Annotated in this window: 8 protein-coding genes; 3 read left to right on the top strand and 5 right to left on the bottom strand. The window is 68.0% G+C overall.

The features are described from left to right. Window positions 1-785 precede the first annotated feature (785 nt). Entirely contained in the window at window positions 786-1,610 is an 825-nt protein-coding gene (locus tag V9K99_RS33080) for a DUF3097 domain-containing protein (RefSeq protein WP_337323881.1), read from the top strand. On the opposite strand, the gene V9K99_RS33075 is transcribed toward V9K99_RS33080, so the two are convergent. Beyond that, window positions 1,585-4,164: a DUF3376 domain-containing protein gene (locus tag V9K99_RS33075; RefSeq protein ID WP_337323882.1), complete on the bottom strand. Its 2,580-nt coding sequence runs from the start codon at window positions 4,162-4,164 to the stop codon at window positions 1,585-1,587. The genes V9K99_RS33080 and V9K99_RS33075 overlap by 26 nt on opposite strands. Window positions 4,165-4,302: 138 nt before the next feature. On the opposite strand from V9K99_RS33075, the gene V9K99_RS33070 reads away from it, so the two are divergent. Together V9K99_RS33070 and V9K99_RS33065 are read left to right on the top strand one after the other, a co-directional pair. Further along, a complete protein-coding gene (locus V9K99_RS33070; RefSeq protein WP_337323883.1) occupies window positions 4,303-4,902 on the top strand; it encodes a hypothetical protein in 600 nt (199 codons plus the stop codon). Next, the gene (locus V9K99_RS33065) at window positions 4,895-5,731 is read left to right on the top strand and encodes a hypothetical protein (protein WP_337323884.1); all 837 of its coding nucleotides are present in this window, start codon (window positions 4,895-4,897) and stop codon (window positions 5,729-5,731) included. Before V9K99_RS33070 ends, V9K99_RS33065 begins: the two co-directional genes overlap by 8 nt. 9 nt (window positions 5,732-5,740) lie before the next feature. Here the strand turns inward: V9K99_RS33065 and V9K99_RS33060 are convergent, their stop codons facing one another. The 4 genes from V9K99_RS33060 to hemW form a co-directional block, all read right to left on the bottom strand. Then, window positions 5,741-6,748 (bottom strand): LacI family DNA-binding transcriptional regulator, encoded by a 1,008-nt coding sequence (locus V9K99_RS33060; RefSeq protein ID WP_337323885.1) that lies wholly within the window; start codon window positions 6,746-6,748, stop codon window positions 5,741-5,743. A gap of 82 nt (window positions 6,749-6,830) precedes the next feature. Then, window positions 6,831-8,153, bottom strand: coding sequence for an ABC transporter substrate-binding protein (locus V9K99_RS33055; RefSeq protein ID WP_337323886.1), 1,323 nt, complete (start codon window positions 8,151-8,153; stop codon window positions 6,831-6,833). Between the two features lie 215 nt (window positions 8,154-8,368). Then, on the bottom strand, window positions 8,369-10,741 hold the full coding sequence (locus V9K99_RS33050; protein ID WP_337323887.1) for a polysaccharide lyase 8 family protein: 2,373 nt from the start codon (window positions 10,739-10,741) through the stop codon (window positions 8,369-8,371). A 122-nt stretch (window positions 10,742-10,863) separates the two neighbouring features. Further along, on the bottom strand, window positions 10,864-12,075 hold the full coding sequence (gene hemW, locus V9K99_RS33045; RefSeq protein ID WP_337323888.1) for a radical SAM family heme chaperone HemW: 1,212 nt from the start codon (window positions 12,073-12,075) through the stop codon (window positions 10,864-10,866). Between the last annotated feature and the right edge of the window lie 40 nt (window positions 12,076-12,115).

Below are 12,115 nucleotides of genomic sequence, written 5' to 3'. Positions count from 1 at the left end.
TGATGGTGCTGGTCGTGGTGGTGTGCGTCAAGGGCGCCTTCGGCGTCCGCTGCGCGGATCGAACGAGTTCGACCCTTGACCCCCACCACCACGACCAGGGAAGGACGCAGCTATCCCGGAGCTGCTCACCCGAGTGGTCACACTCCCCCGCTGGATGCGGTGGCCGGACCTGGATCCGGGGGGATTTAGTGCAATGGGCGGACCTTGAACACCTGGTGGGGACCTCGGACATCTGACCGGGTGTCCGAGGTCCCCACCCGGTGTACGAGGTTCCGGGCTCCGGGCTGTTTGACCACCATTCGGCCGACACTGTCCGGATCCCGGGATTCCCGGCCCGATCGGTCGCCGAGTCGTGGATATCTGTCGTCTCCCGGCTGAATCTGGAGCAGCGATCCACGACTCGACGAACCCTTTGCCCGAAGCACCGATCCACGACAACCAGAACCGGCCGCCCCGGCGACTGGAGTCGCCTTGAGCGACCAGATCCCCGACTGTTCGGGCTGCTCTGCTCGCGGGATCCGCGTAGCTGCGGCCTTCCCTGGTCGGGGTGGTGTGGGTCAAGGGGCGAAGCTCCCGCAGGGACGCCGAAGGCGCCCTTGACGCACGCCACCCCGACTAGCACCATCACGCAGCGGAGACCGCGAAACCACGACCCGTCTCCCCCACAAAACCAACCCGCACACACGCCATCGGCAGAACCCCCACGAGGCGTCCCCGAATACGGACCCCACGTAGGTGGTGTGTGGTTGACCGGTCAGACGGCGTGCACGGCATACGGTTGGGCGGTGGCTGATCGGTATGGGAATGATGTGCTGGCTGGTGACTGGCGGAAGCCCAAGAACGGGCGGACCGTCGAGGTGGAGCTCGAGAAGGGGATGGTCGTCGAGGAGCCGAGTTCGGGGTTCGTCGGCGCGGTGGTCCGGTGGGAGCACGGGGTGGTCGATCTCGAGGACCGGTTCGGCAAGATCAGGACGTATCCGCTCGGGCCTGGGTTCTGGCTGGACGGCAAGCCGGTCAGCCTGAAGGCACCGAAGAAGGCCGGTCCGGCGAAGAAGACGCGGACGGCGTCGGGCTCGGTGGCGGTGGACAACGTCCGGGCGAAGGTGGCGCGGGCCAGCCGGATCTACGTCGAGGGCCGGCACGACGCGGAACTGGTCGAGAAGGTCTGGGGTGACGACCTGCGGATCGAGGGGGTCGTGGTCGAGTACCTCGAGGGTGTCGACGACCTGCCCGGGATCGTGAACCGGTTCCAGCCCGGTCCGGGCCGTCGGCTCGGCGTACTCGTGGACCACCTGGTCGACGGGTCCAAGGAGTCCAAGATCGCCGCACAGGTGACCAACAGTCACGTGCTGGTCGTCGGTCACCCGTTCATCGACATCTGGGAGGCGGTCAAGCCGTCCTCGGTCGGGATCAAGGCCTGGCCGAAGATCCCGCACGGTCAGGAGTGGAAGAAGGGCGTGCTGCAGACGTTCGGCTGGCCCGCGACCGATCAGGCCGACGTGGCCGCGGCCTGGAAGCACATCCTGTCGAAGGTGGGCAGCTTCGCCGATCTTGAGCCGGAGCTCCTCGGCCGGGTCGAGGAGCTCATCGACTTCGTGACTCAGGACTGATCACCGGGATCTTGTCGGCGATCCGCTGCTGAATCCAGGTCCGGACCTTGCCGACGTACCAGGTGACCACGCCGAGCGCGACCCCGACGGCGAGCACCAGCCCGGCGAGCAGCGCCGCGATGATCCGTACGGCGGCCACGTCGACGACACCGGCTACGACCAGCAGCGCGACGCTCAGCCCGATCGCTGCCAGCGGCAACCACCGCTTGAAGATCAGCGGATGCTTGGCCGGCGTGAGCTTCGGACTCCGCACCAGCCGCTCCCACAGGGCCGTCCGGGCCGGCTCGGTGAACCATCGTGCGGTCTGCAGCAGCCACGACCCCGGCTGGTCCTTCCGGCCCGCCATCGCCTTGATCCAGTCCCCGGGCCCGTCGCCGAGCCCGCCGGAGACCTGGACCATCCGATCGGCCAGGCCCTTCGTCGTCGCCCGGCCCTCGGTCGACTGGTTCAGTTCGTCGCGCATCGTGGTGAGCGCGTTCAGCACCTTGGCGTCGCGGAAGTCGTTGGCCAGCCGCTGCACCCGCTCGGCGACCTTCTCGACCTTCCAGTCCTCCGAAATCAGCACCTGCTTCTGGGTCTCGCGGATCCAGTCCGGATCGGCTCCGAGCATCGCGCCCAGATGCGCGACGCAGTGCAGCCGGCCCATCAGCCAGTCCCACCGCCGCCAGTCGGCCGCACCGAACGCACCGAAGTGACCGACCTGCGTCCCGTAGAGGATCCGGTCCTTGAGCGCGTTCGCGACCGACCCTTCCTGCAGATCGTCCAGCAGGGTCAGCGGGATGTCCGGTCCGAGCCGGAGGAACTGGAACGGCGCACTGCGCTGCTGCGGCGTCCGCGCCGACGTACACCGCGACACGATCTCCACCTCGAGCCCGGTCTCGACCAGATCCCAGCCGACGGCCGCGATCAGCTCGGAGAACGCGTCCCCGAGGGCACGCTGCACCTGCAGGTCCTCGAAGATGTCGCTCAGCCCGACCGCGACCGTCTCCGCACCACCGGGCAGGCCCAGCTCCAGGTCGGCCTTGGCCAGCCGCTCGGACAACGCGTCCCGCACCGCCTGTGTCTTCATCAGACAGTCGCTGGTCGCCTGCAGCCGCTGCTCCAGCTCCTCGCGCTGCGGCAGCGCGGCAGTCACGAGCTTGGCCCGCAACGAGCGCAGTACCAGCCGTACGACGCGCTCGGCCGCACCGGTCCCCCACGGCCAACTGGGGTTGCCCTCGGCATCGTTGCGCAGCGGAGCCGTCACGCCGTCCGGATCCGGGACCCACGGATGCTCCGTCTTGAGAATCTCGTCGATGTCCTGCTCGGACAGTGCGGTCGCGGCGTCGAGCACGGTCGTCTGCTCCTGGCTCGCGATCGTCACCGCCTCCCACACCTCACCGGCGGCGCGACCGCGCGAGTACGTCGATTGCAGCGCCTTCGCCGCCGCCCGCAGCCGATCCCGTTCGTCTGATTGCGCTATGCAACGATCGAACAGCCGCTGGGTGTCGGACCAGGACGCGTCGGCCTCCAGCAGCAGCCGCTCGAGCTGCTCGACATCGGATCGGAAGTCCACCTCACGCGGGAACTGCACGGCGGACAACGCCGCCTTGAACCACTTCGGATCGGTGCCACCGACCTCGGTCGACGCATGGCCGACGCCTGCGGACGGTACGACGTACAGCACATAACGGCTCGCCCGGCCTGCCACCGGACGGCGGGCGACCACGTCGAGAACCGGCCCGAACGGCGCGTTGTCGAGTACGCCGCCATCCACCAGCCAAGCACCGGGCGCGGCGGTCGTGGGCTGCAGCCGCGGCGGTGAGTCGGCCAGCTTCGGCGTCTCCCGGACCGGTGCGAACGCGGCCGGGAACGACGCGGACGCGCGGGCGGCGAGGGCGAGCAGCTTCGTGTTGGTCAGCTCGTTCCGCTCCGCGACCGAGAACGTCCGGGTGAGACCGTCGTACGTCGCGGTCTGCTCGCTCGTGAAGCGGAACAGGTAGCGGTGGTCCGGCACCACGAAGCACTGGCCGGCCGCGTCCGTCGCCTCGAACTGCTGGACACCCAGCCCGGACGCGGTGACAAACAACGTGACTGCCTCTTGCGCACCGGTCTCACCGGCTTCCGCGACACCCTTGATCAGGCTGTCGAGCTCCTTCAGGAAGTACCCGCCGTCCAGGACCGAGCTCGGCTTGACGCCGGCCGACGGCACCAGCTTGCCGACCTCCAGCGACCCCAGCCCGACCCACTTCTGCCGCAACCACGGCCCGTGCTCCCCATCCGGATCGAGGGTCGATCCGTTCGAGATCGCGGTCGCCAGCAACGATCCGTTCAGCCCGCCGGCACTCGTCCCGGCGATCACGTCGACCACGACCCGCCGTCGCTCGTCGCCGCTATGGCACAGCTCGCGCCACCGTTCCGCGAGCACCTCGTCGTACGGCTGCGCGGGCGGTGCGCCCGCCGGGCCGGACGCACGCCGGATCAGGTCCAGCTCGTGCGTCACCCCACCCATCCAGACGGCCAAGCTGACCCCGCCGTTCAGCACCAGCGCGATCCGCACCTCGTGATCGGTCATTCGTCCCCCTCTTTGTGTCAAGGGATACCAAACGGTGACGAGTAATGACAGTCGTCGCAGCGGAGAGTGAACAAAAGGGTGCACTAACCGTTGTCGAGGGCACCAGCCGAGGTCATTCTGTAGCTGGGGGTGGTCGTCATGATCACGAGGCTTCTGGCGGTGGCGGCGGTCGGCGCTCTGCTCCTGGCCGGCTGTGCGGACACGCCCACGCCGTCTCCCGCGCCCATCACGGTCTCGGAGAGCACCGGCGAGCCGCCGCCCGAGCCCACCGATCCGGAGCCCACGCAGACCCAGCAGAACAAGCCGTCGATCTCGATCGCGAACGCCCCGATCGGCGGCAACGTCGAGGAGGACGGCGTCGAACAGTGCGCCGAGGTCAACTGGCTGGGCAAGAACCCGATTCCCACCGGTACGACGATCAGCCTCGGCGCGGCCGGCCTCGCCCCGACCGGTGTCTTCGAGTTCTACCAAGGATCCTGCCCCGGCGACGTCCGGGCCTGCGCCGACGTCAAGTGGCAGAGCAGCGACTTCAAACCCTGTTACGTCGGCGTCCGGCAAGTGGCCAACGGCACCGACTCCGTCGATCTCGTCATCCCGATGGAGGCCAGCTGCGAGACCGACGAAGACTGCCGGAGCCTGGTCGAGGGTTTCGGCGACACCCAGATCAACTTCGACCCGATCACCCTCGAGACTCCATCGAACGGCACTCCCTCGAACGGCACTCCCTCGAATGGCTGACGAGCAGTCCCAGGTCGAGCGCTGGGTGACGTTCGCGGCGAAGATCGTCACGCCGATCAGCCTGATCAGCGCCCTGCTGTTCTACTTCGGCTACGTCTCCGCGCGATCGCAGTACGAGTACTTCGGCATCGACGTCGACACCATCGGCCTGAGTACGCAGGACTACGTGATGCGCAGTCCCCAGCCGCTCCTCGTCCCGCTGCTGGTCATCACCTTGCTCGCGGTCGCCGGACTGCTCCTGCACAACGCCATCCACCCGACCGAGACCGGCGTACGACGTGCCGCCCGGGCGACCGTCGTACTGCTCCTGATCGGTGTCGCCGGGCTGCTCGCGTACCCGTTGATCGGACAGGTCCCGTACTACGCCTTGTTCGTGCCCGGGGTGATCGGTCTGGCCTCGGCCACACTCGCCTACCTCACCTACCTGCGGCGCAAGCTGGATCCGCAGCTCAGCGGTCAGCGTTCCCTGATCGCCCTGCTCGTGGTCGTCACCGTCACCTGCGCGTTCTGGGCCACCGCGACGACAGCGCAGTACTCCGGTCGCGGTCTGGCCAAGGGGGACGCGGAGAACCTGGACAAGTTCCCGGTCGTCATCCTCGACACCAAGGAGAAGCTGTCTCTGCGCTCCCCCGGACTCGAGGAGACGACGCTGCAGTCGGGTGCGGGCCAGACCTTCAACTACCGCTACCGCGGGCTGCGCCTCCTCGTCGTCGGCGAGGACCGGCTCTTCCTGGTCCCGCGACAGTGGAATGCTTCGAACACGACTGTCGTCGTACCCCTGGACAGCTCGATCCGTGTCCAGTTCCAATTCCAGAACGATCCGCCGTAGCGCGGGCGTTCAGGCAGAGTCCCGGACGATCAGTTCGGTGCCGTAGATCTCCGGGCTGGTGAGTTCGGCGCCGCCGATCTTGGCGAGCAGGATCTCGGCCAACCGGGCGCCGAGTTTCTCGACCGGCTGGCGGACCGTGGTCAGCTTCGGCGTCGTGGTCGTCGCCAGCACCGAGTCGTCGAACCCGACCACCGCCACGTCCTCCGGCACCCGCCGGCGCCGCTGCGACAGCACCCGCAGCGCCGTCGTCGCCATCAGATCGTTGGCTACGAACAGCCCGTCCAGGTCGGGGAACTCGTCGAACAACCGCAGCGCCGCCTGCTCGCCGCCGTCGGCCGTGAAGTCGCCGAAGGCAACGGCCTCGGTCAGCCCGGCCTCCTTCATCACGTCCTTGTAGCCGGTCAGCCGGTCCAGCCCGGCGGTCATGTCGAGCGGCCCGGCGATCGTCCCGATCTTGCGACGCCCGATCGACAGCAGGTACTCGACCGCCGTCCGCGCACCCGCGACGTTGTCCACGTCCACACTCGCCACCGGTACGTCGACGCCCAGCGGCCGGGCGCTGAACACGATCGGCAGCGGCAACTGCGCCAACTCCTGCAGCACGTTGTCGCGCCCGTGGTGGCTGACGATGATCGCGCCGTCGACGTGACCGCCGCGCAGGTACCGCAGCAGGCGCTGGTCGTCACCTTCGGCGGGCTCGATCAGCAGCACGAGCTGCGAGGACGTCGGCGCGAGCGTCATGCTGACACCGCGCAGGATGCCGGCGAAGAACGGATCGGAGAACACCCGGCTGTCCGGCTCGGGTACGACGATCGCGACCGAATCGGTCCGCCGCGTCACCAGCGCCCGGGCGGCGCGGTTGGGTACATAGCCGAGCTGGCCGATCGCGCGCTCGACCGCGGCCACCGTGTCCGGCAGCACCTTGGGCGATCCGTTCACGACCCGCGACACAGTGGCCCGCGAAACTCCCGCGAGTGCGGCGACCTGCTCCAATGTCGGAGAACCAGAGTCCTTCATCGGTCCTCCTCCGGACGACTGAGTGACCTTCACACCGTAATACGTCCGCGGGCGATCACGGAGCCTCGAGGCTGGGCGTGGCTCAGCCCTTCTTCCTGGTGTTCGCGGCTTTGTCGGCCAGGTCGAGCGCTTGCTTCCAGGCCGCCTCGGGCGTCTGCTTGCCCTCGTCGACCCGGGCCAGCGCGGCGCTGAAGACCTGGTTGATCTCACCCTCGCGCGGTCCCTTGTGCTGCTTGAGGATCACGTTCTTGGCCCGGTTGATGAAGATCGTCCCGACCGGCGCGTTGTTGAAGTACGCGTTGACCTGGTTCTTCACCTGCTCGTCGTCGTACGCGTCGAGCGTGGACGGGAACGAGCCGACCTTCTTGAACACCTTGATCTGCTGCTCGGGCGCGGTCAGCCAGGCGGCCAGCCGGGCCGCCTCCTCGGGCTGCGGCGACTGCGTCGGCACGGTGAGGTACGAACCACCCCAGTTGCCGCCACCGCCGGGGAACACGTCGGCGACGTCCCACTTGCCCTTGCCGAAGCTGCCCGCGTTGTCCTGGATCACGCCGAGCATCCAGCCCGGGCAGGCCATCGTCGCGAACGCGTCGGTGCGGAACGCCTTGTTCCAGGCGTCGCTCCAGGCCGGCAGCTTCGCGGACAGGCCGTCCGCGCTGCCCTGGACGATCTGGTTCCAGGTCCGCTTCAGCAGCGGGTTCTCCGCGCCGAGATAGCGGTCCTGGTTCGAGTAGTACGCCTGGATCAGCTGGTTCCGCATCGCCTCCCAGGTGAGCACCGCGGAGTCGTACCAGGCCGAGCCCGGCACCTTCTGCTTGAACTTCCGTCCGGTCGCGAAGTACGACGACCAGTCGGGGAACAGCTTGGCCACCTGGGCCCGGTCGGTCGGCAGGCCCGCCAGGGCGAACAGGTCGCGGCGGTAGCAGATCGCCTCCGGGCCGATGTCGGTGCCGTAGCCGATGATCTTGCCGTCCTGGGTGGTCGCGGCGGCCACCTTCCAGTCCAGCCAGCGGTCCTTCAGCTCGTCGGCGCCGTACTGGCGCAGGTCGACGAACTTGTCCGCCTTGGCCAGATAGTTGTAGATCCAGCTGACCTCCATCGCCTCGATGTCGGCCAGCCCGGACCCGGCGGCCAGGTTGGTGTCCAGGTTCTTGATGTGCGCGTCGACGGTGGGTGCCTTGCGCTGCACGATCTTGATGTTCGGATGCATCGCCTCGTACTCGCGGTACAGGTCGTCGTACCCGAACTCGTTGAAGGTGGCGATGGTCAGCTCGATCTTCGGCCGGTCGACGACTTCGTTGCCGGAGGCATCAGAGCTGCCGGAGCCGCCGCAGGCGGAGGCCAACAGGACCGCGCCGCAGGCAAGCAGAAGCGCAACGGGGCGATAGCCGGCACTGGGCCGCATGTGAAGCTCCCTGGAACTGGACGGAGTTGAGGAGAGCGCTCTCGGATCGCGAAAGTGTGCTGAGTTTCGAGCGTCCCAACCGGTTATGTCAAGCACCATCTCGTCACGCTGAGACACCAGCGTCGTCAGGTCAGTACATACCAGCCCGCGCCGTCACAGAACGAACCGCGCCGATCACCAACCGCAGTCCTACCTGGGAGTTTGCTGTGCTGAGGTTACCGGAGGAACGACGCCGTGTGGGTCGCGCCGCGGGATCCGCCGACCGCGATGTCGAGGACCATCTGCTTACTCAGCGCAACCACCGTGACCGTATCGTCAGCGGCGACCACCTGGGCCGCTCGATTGTCGACAATCAGACGTAGGGTCTCGACCGTGCGGCTCGGGTCGGACACGGCGACGGTGATCGTCCGGCCGTCCGTGCCGACGACGACCGACGCCGGTCCCGACGCGGTGATTCCACCGGCCGCGCCCGCGGTCCAGAAGTTGGCCAGCGTGAGCTGATCGCGACCCGAGTGGATCGCCTGGACGTCGGCAGTGTTCGCCAGCACGGCGACGCCGGGGTCCGCGGCCCGCTCGGCCGTCCGCCACGTGCTTGCCCCGGGCAACAGGATGTAGGCGTACTCGCCGATGTCCGTCCCGTGCTCGACCACGAGCGACACATAACGACGGGTGTACGGCGTGGTCGAACCGCCGGTGTCGTTGCCGGTGTTGATCTCGCGCCACGTGCCGGTGCGATCCTCCCTGGTGGCGCGCACGCGTCCTCCTCGCGGGAAGATGCAACCGCCGACGCCTTCGAGGTGTGCCCACCGCGGATCGTCGTACGACGCGTTCCCCGGCTGCGTGACTCCGTCGACCACGAGAGCCGCCGTACCGTCCGCGTGCAGGTTGCGGTTCTCGACCACGGTCTCGACCGGGTAGCCGTCGGTGCCGGTGATTCCGGCGCCCAGGGCAACGATCGAGTCAGCGAGGCAGAACCAGGACTTCCTTGCCTGCAAGGTCTTGTCGTGATTGATGAGATGCATGCCGACGGCACCGGCTTTGTCGCGGTACGACGCTCCGCCGACCCACTCGGCGTACGCGGCGATGGTTCCGGTGCCGCCGCCGGTGCCGTGTGGCTGCCGTGGTTTCGTGCTGACCGTCGTACCGGGCAGGCGCTGGGCGTCGACGGTCGGCCAGTAGGCGTCGTAGAACTGGGCGTGGTCGTCGTTGTAGAGGTAGGTCATGCCGTCGCCGACGTACCAGCCGCGGAGGTTCTCACCGTTGCCCCACTCGTAGCGGGCCATCCGCTTGGACGACATGGCGATCGCGAAGGTCCAGCCCGGGCGGCGGTGGACGACGCGATCCTGGTTGTGGAACTGGAAGTGCTTCGGGTTCGTAGGTGCCGCAGTCGTGCTGCTGTCGTCGAGGACGGCTTTGGCGCGGGAGATCTCCGGGATCGATGCGCCAGTTAGGTAGTCGGCCAGGCGGTCGCGGGTGATCCAGCCCTTGACCAGCGCCTTGAAACGGCTGGCGTACGGCTCGGCGACTCCGGTAGCAAGCAGCAGCACGCTCGAGGTGGTGCCGTGACCGTTGCGGTGGTCGCCGCCGCGTTCGCGGGAGATGGCGCGACCGGAGACGCAGTCCATCATCAGATTGTTGACAATGAACGGCGCGAAGCTCGCCTCCACCGCGTCCAGGATGACCGCACGGTTCGGGTCGGTGATCTGCCAGGTCGATCCGCCGAGCAGGGAGAACAGGTTCGCCACACCGCCGAGCGCGACGTTGCCGTAGGTGCCGACGTACGCGAGGTTGCCGTGCTGGACGAACGAGCCGTCGCGGTAGAAGCCGTCGCCGCTGGTGACGTAGGTGAAGACGCTGTTCTTGCCGGCCTCCGCGACGTCGCTGAGTGCGTCGCGGGCGGCGGCGAGCTTCTCGGCGGACTTGCCGACGATGCCGCGGAGGGCGACGATCAGTGCCTTGTCGACACGGTTGGCGCCGGTCTCGCGAACGTTCGGTGAGTTGGTCCGGCGATTCGGGTCGGGGACGAAGCGGTCGACGGCTCTCAGGTATGACGTGAGTTGGTCGGCGCTGAGGGCGTCGTACGCGAGGATGCAGGTGTCGAGCAGGGCGCGTGGTGCGCCGATCTCCCAGAACCACCAGTTGCCGGTCTCGGGGAGAGTCTCGTTGTAGGCGCGCTGGTTGAGGAAGTCGAGGGCGCTGGCGAGACGGTCGGCCGGGTCGGTCGTGAGCGTGGTGCCTGGGGTCGCGCGAGCCAGGGCGATGGACTTCAGCCTGGTGTAGCTGATGGAGAAGTTCCCCGAGGTCGAACTGAGCGGGAGGTCCGGCCAGAGGGCCGTCCGGTCGCTGTCGATGATCAGATTGTCGACAAGCTCCTGCGCCTGGGTGGTCAGCTTGGCCAGAGCGTCGGCGTACGCGGGCACGGTGGGGTCGATCGCACCACCGGTGTTCAGGGCCGCCCAGCGATCCCGCAGTACGTCGAACTCGTCGGCGGCCGCGGCGGCCCGGGTGCTGTGCGAACCGGTGGCGGCGAGCGCACCGCCGGCAAGGCCGGCCTGGATCAACAGGCGTCGACTGATGAAGGACGGCATCACGACTCCTCGGGGCGGAAGGCAGCAATCGCTTGCCGCACAGCCTCCCCGCTGCGCACAACAGTCGTCAACAGCTCATGATGATCACTTCTGATCACTTTGATTTGGGGACGGCGCAGGGTTTACGGGAGGAGGGTGCGGACTACTGCGTCGGCGAGGAGGCGGCCTCGGGGGGTTAGGACCAGGCGATCGGCGGCGAGTTCGGCGAGGCCGTTGGTGAGGACCTCGGGGACGGCGGCGCGGCCCTGCTCGTCGAGGACGTCGAGGGGGAGGCCGGCGGCTAGGCGGACCTCGAGGAGGACTCGTTCGATGCGGCGGGTTTCGGGGTCGAGGGTTTCGCGGGCGTGGGCCGGACTTTCGCCGGCGTTGAGGCGTTCGGCGTACGCGCTGGGATGCTTGACGTTCCACCAGCGGATGCCGCCGACGTGGCTGTGGGCACCCGGGCCGATCCCCCACCAGGTGTCGCCGCGCCAGTAGAGCTCGTTGTGCCGGCAGCGCGCGTCCTCGGTGCGGGCCCAGTTCGAGACCTCATACCAGCTGAGGCCGTGGCCGGACAGCAGCTCGTCGGCCAGCACGTACTTGTCCGCGAGGTCGTCGTCATCCGGCATCGGCAGCTCCCCGCGACGGATCCGACGAGCCAACTGAGTGCCGTCCTCAACGATCAACGCGTAGGCACTGACATGGTCGGGATCGGCGGACAGCGCCGACTCCAGCGACAGCCGCCAGTCGTCGAGCGACTCCCCCGGCGTCCCGTAGATCAAGTCCAGGTTCACGTGCTCGAACCCGGCGGCCGTGGCCTCCTTCACCGCCTGCAACGCCCGCCCCGGCGTGTGCTGCCGATCAAGAATCTTCAGCACATGGGACGCCGCACTCTGCATCCCGAAACTCACCCGCGTGAACCCCGCGGCCAGCAACTCCTCCAGATACCGCGCATCCACCGACTCCGGATTCGCCTCCGTCGTCACCTCAGCACCGGCCGCGAGCCCGAACTCGTCCCGCACCGCAGCCAGCATCCGACCCAGATCCTTCGCCGGCAGCAAAGTCGGCGTACCGCCCCCGAAGAACACCGTCTCGACCGGCCGATCGAGCCCACCAAGCACCCGCCGAGCCATCCGGACCTCTTCGACCGCGGTCTCGGCGTACGACGCCTGCGACCCGCCCCCGCCGAGTTCCTTCGCCGTATAGGTGTTGAAGTCGCAATATCCACACCGGGACGCACAGAACGGCACATGCAGGTAGAAGCCGAGCGGCCTGCTGGCGGCTTCGCGTACGGCGGCTTCCGGCAACGCCCCATCCCGAGGCGCAACCTCCCCCTCGGGCAATGTCGACGGCACCGCTCCATCGTACGGACCTTTTCGAGACGCGATCGCCGCA

Source organism: Kribbella sp. CCNWLW201, from assembly GCF_037203805.1.
Taxonomy (GTDB): Bacteria; Actinomycetota; Actinomycetes; order Propionibacteriales; family Kribbellaceae; genus Kribbella.
Note: the sequence above shows the minus strand (reverse complement) of the source record. Positions and strands in the feature narration are given on the sequence as shown.

Bases quoted from the DNA above. Each gene is read 5' to 3' on its own strand.
- V9K99_RS33055 (WP_337323886.1), bottom strand. From the start codon at position 8,153: ATGCGGCCCAGTGCCGGCTATCGCCCCGTTGCGCTTCTGCTTGCCTGC.
- V9K99_RS33060 (WP_337323885.1), bottom strand. From the start codon at position 6,748: ATGAAGGACTCTGGTTCTCCGACATTGGAGCAGGTCGCCGCACTCGCG.
- V9K99_RS33065 (WP_337323884.1), top strand. From the start codon at position 4,895: ATGGCTGACGAGCAGTCCCAGGTCGAGCGCTGGGTGACGTTCGCGGCG.
- V9K99_RS33070 (WP_337323883.1), top strand. From the start codon at position 4,303: ATGATCACGAGGCTTCTGGCGGTGGCGGCGGTCGGCGCTCTGCTCCTG.
- V9K99_RS33050 (WP_337323887.1), bottom strand. From the start codon at position 10,741: ATGCCGTCCTTCATCAGTCGACGCCTGTTGATCCAGGCCGGCCTTGCC.
- V9K99_RS33075 (WP_337323882.1), bottom strand. From the start codon at position 4,164: ATGACCGATCACGAGGTGCGGATCGCGCTGGTGCTGAACGGCGGGGTC.